We start from the raw sequence: 12,549 nt of genomic DNA, 5'->3' as shown, positions 1-12,549 counted from the left end.
GGTATGCCAGTGCTGGCGCTGGTTCCACTTACAGGGAAAGACGCGTGCGCGCGCCCGGACTATTCCGGGACGCGCGGGATCTCACTGCTCGGGTACGTCGTCCGGGCCGGTGTGGGCGAACCGGTACGACTCGACGACCTCGACGGGCTCCTCGGTGATCACGCCGTCGACGATGCGGAACGAGCGGAACTCGTGCTCCTGCGGGTCGCGGGTGGAGATCAGCACGTAGTGCGCGTACGGCTCCTGCGCGATCTTGGCGTCGGTGCGCGACGGGTACGCCTCGGTGGCGGTGTGCGAGTGGTAGATGACCACGGGCACCTCGTCGTTGGCGTCCATCTCGCGGTAGAGGCGGAGCAGGTCGGCGGAGTCGAACTCGTAGAACGTGGGTGAGCGGGCCGCGTTGAGCATCGGGATGAAGCGCTCGGGGCGGTCGGACCCGTCCGGCCCGGCGATGACGCCACAGGCCTCGTCCGGGTGGTCGCGGCGGGCATGGGCCACCATCGCGTCCACTAGGTCACGGCGGATCGTCAGCACGCGCCCATCCTACTGGGTGAGTGCGGCCCTCCCAGTGTGTGAGAGAACGCAGTTCACGAGCCGTGGGACGCCCACACGTCGCGGTAGGAGCGCAGGTCACCGACGGTCGTGGCGGCCAGCGCGCCGTGCGCGACGGCGCGGGCGAAGACCGCCGCGGCGGCGATGTAGAGCGCGTTCAGGGCCGCCGGACCGGCCACGGCGTGGGTGCCGGTGGCGGCGGAGAACACGGTGTCGCCGTCGAAGAGGGTGTGCGACGGGCGGATCGCGCGGGCCAGGCCGTCCTGGGCGGACATGGCCAGCCGCCTGCACTCCGCCTTGGTCAGCCGGGCGTCGGTCGCGACGACGCCGATCGTGGTGTTGAGGTCGGTCGGCAGCGCCGAGACCTGCGCGGCCCACCCGGGCGGTTCCGGGAATTCACCGGGCTCACCGGGGGCGTGGAACCCACCGGTCGAAAGGTCGACGACCTCACCCCGGGCGTTGACGGCGGCGACCGCGCCGACGGTGATCTCGCCCACCTCGGCGCTCGCGGTGCCGATGCCGCCCTTGAGCGAGCCGACCCGGGCACCGGCGCCCGCGCCGACGCTGCCCTGCTCGACCGGGCCCGCCGCGGCCGCCGCGCAGGCCGCGTAGCCGAAGTCCGCGTCCGGCCGGTTGCCCCACGCGCCGCGCGGCAGGTCGAACAGCACGGCGGCGGGCACGATCGGCACGACCTCGTGCGTGGCCGGTCCGACCCGGAAGCCCCGGCCGCGCTCCCCCAGCCACCGCATGACGCCGTCCGCGGCGGCCAGCCCGTAGGCGCTGCCGCCGGAGAGGCACACCGCGTCGACCCGGCTGACCAGGTTCTCCGGCGCCAGCAGGTCGGTCTCGCGGGTGCCCGGCGCGCCGCCGCGGGCGTCCACACCGCCGACGGTGCCCTCGGGCAGCAGCACGACGGTGGTGCCCGTCGCCCAGCCGTCCCCGACCCGGTGGTGGTGGCCGACCAGTACGCCCGGGACGTCCGTGATCGCGTTCACCTACGGGGTGGACAGCGCCTGGACCAGGGAGTCCTGCACCCAGGTGAGCCAGTTGTAGACCGACAGGTGCGGGCTGCGCGGGTCCTCCTCCGGCAGCTCGTCCGGCATGTCCTCGGTGACCTCGATGGCCGTGCCGAGGGCGAGGCGGACGTCGTTGAGCGCGGCGAGCCAGGCGTCGGCCTGCTCCAGCGACAACCGGATCTCGCCGCCGTACATCGGGCAGGACTCCAGCACCACGGCGGCGACCCCGGTCTTGAGGTCGAGCAGGGTGGGCTCGTGCAGCGAGCGCAGCACGGCCGCGGAGTCGAGGTCCGCCTTGGACGGGTTGTCGTCGTCGAGGCGGTGGAAGTCGGGGAGCAGCCGGGACAGGATCGGGTCGTCCGGCGAGGTGGACGGGCCGGTGCGGATGCCCGTCAGCTCGGCGAGTTCGTCCTGCGGGGTCTCCTCGATGCGGGCGCGCAGCATGTCGTCGATCTGGGAGACCAGGCCGCGCAGCACGGCCGCCTCCTGCCGGTCGATGTCGGCCTGCACGCGCTCGCCCGAGCGCTTCCAGGGTTTCACGACGTGTGTTCCATGGTCGCCCACAGGCCGGCGGCGTGGAGTCTGGCGACGTCGGCCTCCACCTTGTCCTTGCTCCCGGCGGAGACGATGGCCTTGCCCTCGTGGTGCACGTCGAGCATGAGCTTCGTGGCTTTCTCGCGGCTGTAGCCGAAGAGCTTCTGGAAGACGTAGGTCACGTACGACATCAGGTTCACGGGGTCGTTCCAGACGACGGTCTGCCAGGGTCGGTCCTCGGACACGACCTCGGAGCCCGCCGGTGTGGCCTGCGTCTGCTCCATGTCGACGGCTGCGGTCATGGGTCAATGGTGGCATGACCGGTTTCGCGGGGACCGGCGGATCTTCATTCGTTCGGAGTATGCGAGTAACCGATCGTGCCCGTCTGGGGCAGTCCGGGTGCGGGCTTAGGCTCTGCGGCATGGGTGTGCCTACGGGCGCGGGGACCGCGCTGCTGACCGACCACTACGAGTTGACGATGCTGGCCGCGGCGCTGGCCGACGGCACCGCGCGCAGGCGGTGCGTGTTCGAGGCGTTCGCCCGCAGGCTGCCCGACGGGCGGCGCTACGGGGTGGTCGGCGGCACGCAGCGGGTCATCGACGCGATCGGCGCGTTCCGCTTCGGCGACGACGAGATCCGGCACCTGCGGGAGACGTCCGTGGTGGACGAGGACACGCTGGCGTGGCTGGCCGAGTACCGCTTCGCCGGTGACGTCGACGGCTACCCGGAGGGCGAGCTGTACTTCCCCGGGTCGCCGATCCTGACCGTGACCGGCGACTTCGCCGAGGCGGTGGTGCTGGAGACGGTGGTCCTGTCCATCCTCAACCACGACAGCGCGATCGTGTCGGCGGGCGCGCGGATGGCGGGCGCGGCCAACGGTCGACCGATCATCGAGATGGGGTCGCGGCGCACCCACGAGCGGGCGGCGGTGGCGGCGTCGCGGGCCGGGTACCTGGCCGGGTTCGCGACCACGTCCAACCTGGAGGCGGGCCGCACGTACGGCATCCCGACCTCGGGGACCTGCGCGCACGCGTTCACCCTGCTGCACGACGACGAGCGGGCCGCGTTCGCCGCCCAGGTCGCGGCGCTGGGCGTGGGCACCACGCTGCTGGTGGACACCTACGACATCACCCGCGGCATCGACACCGCGATCGAGGTGGCGGGCACCGGGCTGGGCGCGATCCGGATCGACTCCGGCGACGTCGGCGTGCTGGCCAGGCAGGCCCGCGAGCAGCTCGACGCGCTGGGCGCCACCGAGACCCGGATCGTGGTCTCCGGCGACCTCGACGAGTACGCCATCGCCGCGCTGCGCGCCGAGCCGGTGGACGCCTACGGGGTCGGCACGTCGCTGGTCACCGGGTCGGGGGCGCCGACCGCGGGGATGGTCTACAAGCTGGTCGAGGTCGAGGGCAGGCCGGTGGCCAAGCGCAGCTCGCACAAGGAGTCGCAGGGCGGGCGGAAGCTGGCGCTGCGCAGGCACAAGCCGACCGGCACGGCGCTGGAGGAGGTCGTCTACCAGGCGGGCGGCGCGGCCCCGGAGTTCGGGGAGCACGACCGGGCGCTGCAGATCCCCCTGATGCGCGGTGGACAACCCCCGTCGGAGTTGCCCACGCTGGAGGACGGCCGCACCCGGGTCCGGCAGGGCCTGGTCAGCCTGCCCTGGGAGGGCCTGAAGCTCTCCGCGGGGGAACCCGCCATCCCCACCGTCCACCTGTCGCAGGAGTCGTGACCGCCATGAGCGCCTTATCCGCCCTGATCATCGTCGACGTGCAGAACGACTTCTGCGAGGGCGGTTCCCTCGCGGTGGCGGGCGGGGCCGAGGTCGCCGCCGCCATCTCGGCCCACGTGGCCGCGGGCGGGTACGACCACGTGGTGGCCACCCGCGACTTCCACGTCGACCCGGGCGCGCACTTCAGCGAGACCCCCGATTTCGTCGACAGCTGGCCGGTCCACTGCGTGGTCGACACCGCGGGCGCGGGCTTCCACCCCGCCCTGGACGTGGCCCCCATCGAAGCCGTGTTCTCCAAGGGCGCCTACGCGGCGGCCTACTCGGGGTTCGAGGGCTCGGCCGCCGACGGGAACACCCTCGAAGCCTGGCTCCGCGCCCGCGGCGTCACGCGGGTGGACGTCGTGGGGATCGCGACGGACCACTGCGTACGAGCCACCGCCCTGGACGCGGCCCGCGCGGGCTTCGCGACGACGGTCCTGCTGGACCTGACCGCGGGCGTCGCGGCGGCGACGGTGGAGACGGCCCTGGACACACTGCGCGCGGCGGATGTCGAGTTGGTGGGCACGCCGAAGGTCGCCTGACCTGTCCCACGGAGTCGGTCGGGCACATCGCTTCCGTGCCTGACCGACTCCGCTCAGGCCACCTTCACAGCCTCCGCGCCCAACCTCCGCTCCAACGCCCGCGAGGGGTCCGTTCCTTTGGGAGAGTACTGGCGCGGTAGACGGTTGGTGTTCCCATTCGTCCCGCGTTGCCAAGGGAAATGGGGATCGCAGAAATAGACCGGCATCCCGGTCGCCATGACGAACACCGCCTGGTCGGCCATCTCGCCGCCCCGGTCCCAGGCGATCGATTCCCGAAGGGATTCGGGCAGGGTCTTCATTTTGTTCGCAACAGCATCGCGGCCCGACCCTCGGCCTCTGCCAGGCGTTCGCCGACGTTGACCATACCCACGATCAGGTCGTGTCGAGGCTGCTCCAGTGATGGTGACACACGTTTCGCGCGGCTGGACCGCAATGCCTTGTACACCACGACCCGCAGCTCACCGCGGAACTCAACACCACACGACACGCCACGAGCATGATCTCCGCACACCCATTCTATTGGCGGCCGTGCGCGGGCAGAAGTGGTCGCGGATCACTGTGGACAACTCCAGCGCATGTGTGTGAACGCGCGATCGAGCGGTTCTAGGCGGCGGGCGTGGGCTCGCGGACCAGGAGGCGTTCGAGGGCGGCCACCACTCTGGTCGCCGCGTGGCCGTCGCCGAAGGGGTTGGGGGACGTGGGGTGCGGGGGTGTGGCCAGGAGTCGTTCTGCGGTGGCCAGGATTCGGGCGCGGTCGGTGCCGACGACGTGGGCGTGGCCCGCGCGGACGGCTTCCACCCGTTCCGTCACGTCCCGCGCGACCAGGACGGGGACGCCGAAGGTGGGGGCCTCCTCCTGGATGCCGCCCGAGTCGGTGATCACCAGGGTGGCCCGGCGCAGGGCGCGGACCAGGTCGGGGTAGTCCAGCGGCCCGGTCAGCGCTATCCGGGGGTGTCCGGCGGCCACCTCGGCCACCTGGGCCCGGACGGTCGGGTTCGGGTGCACGGGCAGCAGCACGCGGACGTCGGGGTGGCCGTCGGCCAGGGCTCGGACCGCGCCCAGGACTTCGGCCAGCGGTGGGCCCCACGACTCGCGGCGGTGGACGGTGACCAGCACCGACCGGCTGCCGCGGTCGAGGTCCTGTTCGAGGGACGCCAGGACGGGGTTGATCGCGGGTAGGTCGACGGCCGCGATGTGGCGCACGGCGTCGACCACCGTGTTCCCCGTGACCTCGATCGACGACTCCGGCACGCCCTCCGCGCGCAGGGCGTCCGCCGCGCCGGGGGTCGGGGCCAGGTGCAGCGCGGCGATCCGCGCCACCATCTGCCGGTTGGCCTCCTCGGGGAACGGCGCGGCGAGGTCTCCGGTGCGCAGCCCGGCTTCCAGGTGCACGACCGGAACACCGCGCCAGAACGCGGCGAGCGCGCCCGCCAGTGTCGTTGTCGTGTCGCCTTGCACGACGAGCGCTCCCGGTTCGCGCCTGCGCAGCGCGCCGTCCAGCGCGGGCAGCAGCGCGGAGACCAACTCCGCTTGGCCGCCCCGGGGTCGTTCGACGACCAGCACCTCGTCCGGGCACAGCCCGAACGGCGCCACGGCCTGCTCGACCACCCCCGGGTGCTGTCCACTGTGGACCATGTACGGCCGCAACCCCCGGGACCGGGCCAGCGCCAGCGCGACCGGGGCCGCCTTCACCGCCTCCGGCCGGGTGCCGACGAGCAGCATGACTTCTTCGTTCACGGTTCTCCTAGAGGAGAGAGCGGAAGCGGACTCCGGGCGAGGGAGGCACCCGGAGTCCACTTCGGACTATTCCGCAGCCGGGCCGCGGCGTCGCGCGCGGAGCACGAACAGCAGGCCGACCGCCAGCAGCAGCACGCCAAGCGCGATCCACCAGCCGATGTCGGCGCCGGTCAGCGCCAGGCCCGCGCCGCCGCCGAGCGCGCCACCGGTCGGAGCTCGGTACATCCCGCCCTCCCCGGCTCAGGCCGCGACCGCGCGGCGCCTGCGGACCACGACCGCGGCGACCGGCACCGCCACCATCGCCAACAACCCGGCACCGAGCCACAGGCCCACCCCGGAGGCCAGCGGCACGGGTGCCGCGGCGGCCCCGCAGGTCGCGCTCCCGAGAACCACGTCGCCCTCGCCGACGGCGGCGTTGAGTCGCAAGTGGACACCGTTGACCGTCAGCGCGCCGTCGCGGGACCGAGTCTGCTCGTTGAACGTCAGCGACACCAGCGGCGAAGGTCCCGTCGGCACGGAGACAACCGTGTTCGGGGGCGGATCAAGCGGCACCTTCACACCCGCGAGGCGCACGTCGGTCAGCGCGGTGCGGCCGGTGATGCCCGCCTGGGTGGCCTCGCAGTCCACGTCGATGGCGCCGATGCGACCCAGTTGCGCCAGCGGCAACGTGACGTTGGCCAGGTCCGCGCCCGCGCGCACCACCCCGGTGTCGTCGTCGCGGCTCGCGGAACTGGTGACCAGGTCGGCGCCCGCGACACCGGGCAGCGCGAGCCGGGCCAGCCGCGCGGTGGGCGCCCCGGCGGTGCCGCTGGGCGCCAGCGGACCGAGGTCCACGACCGAGGCGGACGCCAGCTTCACGCCCGCGTCGGCCACGTAGGCGGAGGCGTCACCGGGGGCGGCCGACGCCGGGGTCGCCCCGGCCAGCAGGACGCAGGCGGTCGCCGCGGCCACGGCCAGCGCGCGCTTCGGTCTGTCGGACAGGTCGAGCATGCATGTCCTCCATGCGTTTTGAGACGGTGGGGATCGTGGAGTGACCCGGAGCCCGGGCGGCCGATGGGGACCGGGGCGCTCGGTGGGGACCGGGTGGCGAACGGCGTATCGCGGCGGGCACCGGAAAAAGTGACAGCTCCGCGGATCTGCAACCCGATCGTGTGGATCACGCGTTCGGTCACCCGCGATAGCGGGAAACCACTAACAGAGGGTGTATCTCGACGGTCGGGACATCACCCGGATCGCGGATGTAGCCCCGGAGGTGGGGTGGCCGATGAGAAACTCGACGCGTCGAGTGAACGGCGCGCGCTTGATCGGGAAGGAGCGGCGGTGGCGTTCACCGACGCGCAGCCCGCCCCGCGCACCGCCACGGCCACCCCGCTGACCCGCCTCGCGGTCGCCGGTCTGGTCGTCGCGGCGGTCGCGCTGGTGGTCGGCAACCGGCTGTACCGGACGGCGGAAATGGCGCTGGCGAGCGGGATCCTGCGGCTGGTCACGCCATCCGGGGTCTACCTCGCCCCGGAGCGCCAGTCCGTCTACTTCGGACTTGCCACGGACGCGCCGTTCGGGCTGCGGATGAGTCCGGAGTGCACGTCGGCGTTCCTGGTGCTGCCGCTGCTGGTCTTGGCGGCGGTGGTGATCGCGCTGCGGCCGTTCGTCGCCCGGCGGGTGCTCGTCGCGCTGCTCGCCGCGTCGGTCGCCGTCATCGCGGTGAACCAGGTCCGGATCATGACGCTGGTCGGCCTGATCCAGTGGCTGGGCACCGATCGCGGCTACTACTGGGGCCACACGCTGCTGGGTTCCCTGGTGAGCGTGCTCGGCGGCGCGGCGGCCCTGGTGCTGTTCGTCTGGCTGGGCACGCGCGCGCCGCGGGACGAGCGGTGAACCTGGCTCTGCTGCTGGGTTTCACCCAGGCGCTCGCGCTGACCATGAGCGTGGCGTTCATGACCTACGTGGCCCTGATCGTGGTCCCGTACCTGCGCCACCGCCGCGCCGCGCCCGGCGACCCGCACCGGCTGGAGTGGCACTTCTTCGTGCCGTGCCGCGACGAGCGCGCGGTCGTCGGCGACACCGTGCGCTACCTGCGCGGCACCTTCCCGCACGCGCACGTCTGGGTCATCGACGACGACTCCGACGACGGGACGGCCGACGTCGTCACCGCCATGCAGGGCCCGCGCCACGGCGGCGACCGGAACCTGCACCTGGTGCGCAGGCGGCGGCCGAACGCGCGCACCGGCAAGGGCGCCGCGCTCAACGCCGCGTACCGGGCGCTGAAGGGCTGGCTGGGCAGGCACGCCGACACCGACCGGGCGATCATCGTCGTGGTCGACGCCGACGGGCGGCCAGCGCCGGACTGCCTCGCGGTGTGCGCGGCCGACCACCTGTTCGGCGACCCCCGCGTCGGCGCGGTGCAGGTCGACGTGCGGATGCGCAACCGGGGCACGCCGCCGCGCGGAACAGGGTGGTGGCGGCGGAAGTTCGGGCTGGCCATGGTGCGCATGCAGGACCTGGAGTTCCGCAGCGCGATCGCCGCGATCCAGCTCTCGCGCGGCCGCACCGGCACGATCTCCATGGGCGGCAACGGCCAGTTCACCCGGTTGTCCGCGCTGGACTCGATCACGCACGGCCTCGGCCCGTGGCGCGGCGCGCTGCTGGAGGACTTCGAACTCGGCGTGCACCTGCTCACGCGCGGCTGGAAGACCGGCTTCACCCTGGACACGCACGTCGACCAGGAAGCGCTCTACAGCCTGCGCCGCTTCCTGGCGCAGCGCACCCGCTGGGGCCAGGGCACGATGCAGTGCGGCAAGTACGTGCGGCGGATCTTCGACTCGCGCCACCTGTCCACACTGGGCGCCGCGGAGATGCTGTACTACCTGGCCCAGCCGTGGATGCAGCTGCTCGGCACGCTGATCTACCCGATCCCGTTCCTGCTGCTGGCCTTCCGCGCGGCGGGCGACCCGGGCGCGGTGTGGGACTGGTTCACCGGCGGCGCCTGGATCCTGTTCACCGTCTACGGCGCGTTCGGGTTGCTGCCGTTCGTGATCTGGGGCCCGATCTACCGCAGCCGGTGCGAACCCGGCAAGGGCCTGCTGCGCGCGATCGGCTGGGGCTTCGCGTACGCGGTGTACATCTACACCTTCTACATCACCTCGTGGCGCGCGGTGTTCCGCCTGGCCAGACGCCGCAACGGCTGGTCCAAGACCAGGCGGAACACCGAGCTGAACGCCGGCGTGGTCGCCTTGGATCGCTAGTGCGCCGGGTTGCACGTCACCGAGCCCGCGGTGATCGACCCGCTGGTCGGCACCGCCGGTGAGTTGGTCGGGTTGAACCAGATCTTGATCGCGTGCACGCTCAGCGACCCGTCCGGCGGATCGGCCTCGACGGTGTCGTTGAGCACGACGTTGGCCAGCGGCGGGTCGTCCGGGGTGGCGCCCGGGACCACGATGACGTAGTTGGCCGGGATGTCGTCGGGGACGTCGATGCCGGTGACGCCCGCGAGGGAGACCGAGGACTTCACGCCGCCCTTGTCGGTGGTGCCGCAGCTGACCGAGAACGTGGCCACCTTGATGACCGGGACGCCGCCGAGCCTGCGCTGGTTCACCTCGAACTGGCGCCCGCTCGCCGACGCCGACGCCGTGCCGGTGGCCGGGTCGAAGCCGCAGGTGCTGTTGCCCGGCCCGAAGCCGAGCAGCCCCGCGTCGGACGCCTCGACCTGGTCGGAGGTGCCCGGGGTGGTGCCGACCAGCGGTCCCCCGGCCGCGCACTGGCCCAACGGCCCGATGTCGACGGCGATCCCGCCGAACATCGCCATCCCCCCACCGACGCTACCGCTGCTGTCCGCGGGCACCGCCGCGTGCGCGGGCGCCACCGCCAACCCCAAAACCCCCACCGCGGTCGCCAGCACAACCCGGCCACGGCCCAGCCCGATCGAGAAAGACATGCCCGATTCCCTCCAGTTCGCGCCTACCTGCCTCCCGAGTGGATCGCGCCCCAACCCCCCACTGCCAACCGGACAGCCCCAACCACTCGCGAGAACCCGACGGCCACCCGACCAGGGGACACGTCCACTCACCCGAATTCGCAGCGCAACCAGGCCGGCGCACCCCGTTCCCGCTTAAGGCAATGCCGCGCCACCGCGCTCCCCGAGGCGGCTCCGCCCCCGCGTCCAGACCGGGACAACCCGCGTCGAGTGCCGCCGCACCCGGCGAGGAGGTCGTGGTGGCCGGAGTGGATCCGCTGGTCGGAGCGCTGCGGAGTGGTCGGGCGCGCCCGGGGTCCACCAGCCCGGGTGACGTGCCGCGAGCCGGTGCGGGCGATCCGGTTCGGCCGCGGGCGAGGACTGACGGGGGCTACGGGTACCGTCTCCGCCATGTCTCAGTCCCCACCACCCGTGCGTGAGTTGTTGGACGTCGCGGTGTCAGCGGTGGGTGGGGCGGAGCGGGCCGGGCAGGTCGAGATGGCCGAGGCCGTCGCGGCGAGCATCCGGACCGGGGACCACCTGGCCGTCCAAGCCGGGACCGGGACCGGCAAGTCGCTGGCCTACCTGGTGCCCGCGATCCGGCACGCGGTCGTGAAGGGCAAGTCGGTGGTCGTCTCGACGGCCACCATCGCGTTGCAGCGCCAGCTCGTCGACCGCGACCTGCCCCGCCTCGCGAAGGCGCTGGGCACGACGCTCGGTCGCAAGCCGACGTTCGCGATCCTCAAGGGGCGGCGCAACTACCTGTGCCTGCACCGGCTCGACGGGCCCGCCGAGGAGCCGGACGACCAGGTCCTGTTCGACCCGTTCGCCGTCTCCCGCCTCGGCCGCGAGATCACCCGCCTGCGGGAGTGGGCCAGCGACACCGAGACCGGCGACCGCGACGAGCTGGTGCCGGGGGTGTCCGACCAGTCGTGGCGGCAGGTCTCGGTGACGGCGCGCGAGTGCCTGGGGGTGTCGCGCTGCCCGATCGGCACCGACTGCTTCGCCGAGCGGGCCCGCGCCGAGGCGGGCAAGGCCGACGTCGTGGTCACCAACCACGCGCTGCTGGCCATCGACGCGCTCGGCACCGCCCAGGTGCTGCCCGAGCACGACGTCGTGATCATCGACGAGGCGCACGACCTGGTCGACCGGGTCACCTCCGTGGCGACCGGCGAGCTGTCGGCCACCGCCGTGACCGTCGCCGCGCGGCGGGCGGGCAAGCTGGTCACCGACGAGGTGGCCGACCGGCTCATCGAGGCGGGCGAGGGCCTGGCCATGCTGCTGTCGGAGGAGCAGACCGGCCGCATGGACGTGCTGCCGGAACCGCTCGCGGTGACCATCCAGGGGGTCCGCGACGCGGCGCACAAGTGCATCACCGCGATCGGGCCGGAGCGCAAGGACGACACCGACGCCGCGACCGCCCGCAAGCTGGCGCTCTCCGCGCTGGACGAGGTCCACGACACCGCGGTGCGCGTGCTGGAGGCCTTCGGCGACGACCTGGCCAACCGGTACGACGTGGTCTGGGTGACCGGCGACTTCGGGTCGAACGCGCCGCGCCCGCCGACGATCCGCGTCGCGCCGCTGACCGTGGCGGGTCTGCTGCGGGAGAAGCTGTTCGGCGAGAACACCACCGTCCTCACCTCCGCGACCCTCACCCTGGGCGGCACGTTCGACGCGCTGGCCCGGCAGTGGGGCCTGCCCGGGTCGCAGCGGCACGGCGTGAAGGCCGAGGGGGCGGCGTCGGACAAGGAGCCCGGCGACGAGGTGCGCTGGACGGGGATGGACGTCGGTTCGCCGTTCGACCACGCCCGGGCGGGCATCCTCTACACCGCCCGCCACCTGCCCACCCCGGGCCGCGACGGGCTGCCGCCCGCGTACCTGGAGGAGCTGCGCGAACTGGTCACCGCGGCGGGCGGGCGGACGCTGGGCCTGTTCTCCTCGATGCGCGCGGCCAAGCAGGCGACGGCGGAGCTGCGGGACAAGGTGGGCGTCGACATCCTCTGCCAGGGCGAGGACTCGACGTCGCTGCTGGTGAAGAAGTTCGCCGAGAACCCCAGCACCTGCCTGTTCGGCACGCTGTCGCTGTGGCAGGGGGTGGACGTGCCGGGGTCGTCGCTGTCGCTGGTGGTGATGGACCGCATCCCGTTCCCCCGCCCCGACGACCCGCTGGCCTCGGCCAGGCAGCGCGCGGTCGAGGCCCGCGGCGGCAACGGCTTCCTTACCGTCGCGGCCACCCACGCCGCCCTGCTCCTCGCCCAGGGCGCGGGCCGGTTGCTGCGCTCGATGGACGACCGCGGCGTCGTCGCGATCCTGGACCCCCGCCTGGCCACCGCCAGGTACGGCGGCTTCCTGCGCGCGTCCCTACCCCCGTTCTGGCCGACCACCGACCCGGACGTGGTCCGCGCCGCCCTGCGGCGCTTGGCGGCATCGGCGGACTGAGCACAACCGCGG

Annotated in this window: 13 protein-coding genes and 1 pseudogene; 5 read left to right on the top strand and 9 right to left on the bottom strand. The window is 72.9% G+C overall.

Features of this window, described 5'->3' with window-relative positions; translation table 11 throughout:
- Window positions 1-81 precede the first annotated feature (81 nt).
- Genes CLV40_RS09495 through clpS form a run of 4 tightly spaced genes read right to left on the bottom strand, consistent with a single transcriptional unit; the run spans window position 82 to window position 2,404 of the window.
- Window positions 82-534 (bottom strand): M67 family metallopeptidase, encoded by a 453-nt coding sequence (locus CLV40_RS09495; protein ID WP_281261650.1) that lies wholly within the window; start codon window positions 532-534, stop codon window positions 82-84.
- Between the two features lie 53 nt (window positions 535-587).
- A complete protein-coding gene (locus CLV40_RS09490; RefSeq protein ID WP_181043406.1) occupies window positions 588-1,547 on the bottom strand; it encodes a P1 family peptidase in 960 nt (319 codons plus the stop codon).
- Window positions 1,548-2,108 (bottom strand): DUF2017 domain-containing protein, encoded by a 561-nt coding sequence (locus CLV40_RS09485; RefSeq protein WP_104478481.1) that lies wholly within the window; start codon window positions 2,106-2,108, stop codon window positions 1,548-1,550.
- The gene (clpS, locus tag CLV40_RS09480) at window positions 2,105-2,404 is read right to left on the bottom strand and encodes an ATP-dependent Clp protease adapter ClpS (protein WP_104478480.1); all 300 of its coding nucleotides are present in this window, start codon (window positions 2,402-2,404) and stop codon (window positions 2,105-2,107) included. Before clpS ends, CLV40_RS09485 begins: the two co-directional genes overlap by 4 nt.
- Before the next feature lie 119 nt (window positions 2,405-2,523).
- Between clpS and CLV40_RS09475 the strand changes: the two genes are divergently transcribed.
- Window positions 2,524-3,831 carry a nicotinate phosphoribosyltransferase gene (locus tag CLV40_RS09475; protein WP_104478479.1) on the top strand — a complete coding sequence of 436 codons (1,308 nt, stop codon included), beginning with the start codon at window positions 2,524-2,526 and terminating at the stop codon, window positions 3,829-3,831.
- A gap of 5 nt (window positions 3,832-3,836) precedes the next feature.
- Window positions 3,837-4,412 carry an isochorismatase family protein gene (locus CLV40_RS09470; protein ID WP_104478751.1) on the top strand — a complete coding sequence of 192 codons (576 nt, stop codon included), beginning with the start codon at window positions 3,837-3,839 and terminating at the stop codon, window positions 4,410-4,412.
- Window positions 4,413-4,465: 53 nt separating this feature from the next.
- Here CLV40_RS09470 and CLV40_RS09465 read toward each other — a convergent pair.
- From CLV40_RS09465 to CLV40_RS09450, 4 genes and pseudogenes are all read right to left on the bottom strand, one after another.
- Window positions 4,466-4,738: pseudogene (locus tag CLV40_RS09465) on the bottom strand (IS30 family transposase); the annotation flags it as partial.
- A 277-nt stretch (window positions 4,739-5,015) separates the two neighbouring features.
- Window positions 5,016-6,134, bottom strand: a complete 1,119-nt coding sequence (gene wecB, locus CLV40_RS09460; protein ID WP_104478477.1) for a non-hydrolyzing UDP-N-acetylglucosamine 2-epimerase — start codon at window positions 6,132-6,134, stop codon at window positions 5,016-5,018.
- A gap of 81 nt (window positions 6,135-6,215) precedes the next feature.
- On the bottom strand, window positions 6,216-6,374 hold the full coding sequence (locus CLV40_RS09455) for an LPXTG cell wall anchor domain-containing protein (protein ID WP_104478476.1): 159 nt from the start codon (window positions 6,372-6,374) through the stop codon (window positions 6,216-6,218).
- A 15-nt stretch (window positions 6,375-6,389) separates the two neighbouring features.
- Window positions 6,390-7,139: a choice-of-anchor protein CoaP gene (locus CLV40_RS09450; protein ID WP_104478475.1), complete on the bottom strand. Its 750-nt coding sequence runs from the start codon at window positions 7,137-7,139 to the stop codon at window positions 6,390-6,392.
- A gap of 330 nt (window positions 7,140-7,469) precedes the next feature.
- Here CLV40_RS09450 and xrtP point away from each other — a divergent pair, with 330 nt between their 5' ends.
- Together xrtP and CLV40_RS09440 are read left to right on the top strand one after the other, a co-directional pair.
- Complete coding sequence (xrtP, locus tag CLV40_RS09445) at window positions 7,470-8,024, top strand: exosortase P (protein ID WP_245931186.1); 555 nt, start codon at window positions 7,470-7,472, stop codon at window positions 8,022-8,024.
- A complete protein-coding gene (locus CLV40_RS09440) occupies window positions 8,021-9,391 on the top strand; it encodes a glycosyltransferase family protein (RefSeq protein WP_483860557.1) in 1,371 nt (456 codons plus the stop codon). The genes xrtP and CLV40_RS09440 overlap by 4 nt, the downstream gene beginning before the upstream one ends.
- Here the strand turns inward: CLV40_RS09440 and CLV40_RS37115 are convergent.
- Window positions 9,388-10,080 (bottom strand): hypothetical protein, encoded by a 693-nt coding sequence (locus CLV40_RS37115; protein ID WP_146107978.1) that lies wholly within the window; start codon window positions 10,078-10,080, stop codon window positions 9,388-9,390. The two genes, CLV40_RS09440 and CLV40_RS37115, sit on opposite strands and share 4 nt — an antisense overlap.
- A 429-nt stretch (window positions 10,081-10,509) precedes the next feature.
- On the opposite strand from CLV40_RS37115, the gene CLV40_RS09425 reads away from it, so the two are divergent.
- On the top strand, window positions 10,510-12,537 hold the full coding sequence (locus CLV40_RS09425) for an ATP-dependent DNA helicase (RefSeq protein ID WP_104478471.1): 2,028 nt from the start codon (window positions 10,510-10,512) through the stop codon (window positions 12,535-12,537).
- Window positions 12,538-12,549 lie beyond the last annotated feature (12 nt).

The organism is Actinokineospora auranticolor (genome assembly GCF_002934265.1).
Lineage (GTDB): Bacteria > Actinomycetota > Actinomycetes > Mycobacteriales > Pseudonocardiaceae > Actinokineospora > Actinokineospora auranticolor.
The sequence above is the reverse complement of the archived record's forward strand: the minus strand, read 5'-3'. Positions and strand labels throughout refer to the sequence as shown.

Bases quoted from the DNA above. Each gene is read 5' to 3' on its own strand.
- clpS (WP_104478480.1), bottom strand. From the start codon at position 2,404: ATGACCGCAGCCGTCGACATGGAGCAGACGCAGGCCACACCGGCGGGC.
- CLV40_RS09475 (WP_104478479.1), top strand. From the start codon at position 2,524: ATGGGTGTGCCTACGGGCGCGGGGACCGCGCTGCTGACCGACCACTAC.
- CLV40_RS09470 (WP_104478751.1), top strand. From the start codon at position 3,837: ATGAGCGCCTTATCCGCCCTGATCATCGTCGACGTGCAGAACGACTTC.
- wecB (WP_104478477.1), bottom strand. From the start codon at position 6,134: ATGCTGCTCGTCGGCACCCGGCCGGAGGCGGTGAAGGCGGCCCCGGTC.
- CLV40_RS09455 (WP_104478476.1), bottom strand. From the start codon at position 6,374: ATGTACCGAGCTCCGACCGGTGGCGCGCTCGGCGGCGGCGCGGGCCTG.
- CLV40_RS09450 (WP_104478475.1), bottom strand. From the start codon at position 7,139: ATGCTCGACCTGTCCGACAGACCGAAGCGCGCGCTGGCCGTGGCCGCG.
- CLV40_RS37115 (WP_146107978.1), bottom strand. From the start codon at position 10,080: ATGTCTTTCTCGATCGGGCTGGGCCGTGGCCGGGTTGTGCTGGCGACC.
- CLV40_RS09425 (WP_104478471.1), top strand. From the start codon at position 10,510: ATGTCTCAGTCCCCACCACCCGTGCGTGAGTTGTTGGACGTCGCGGTG.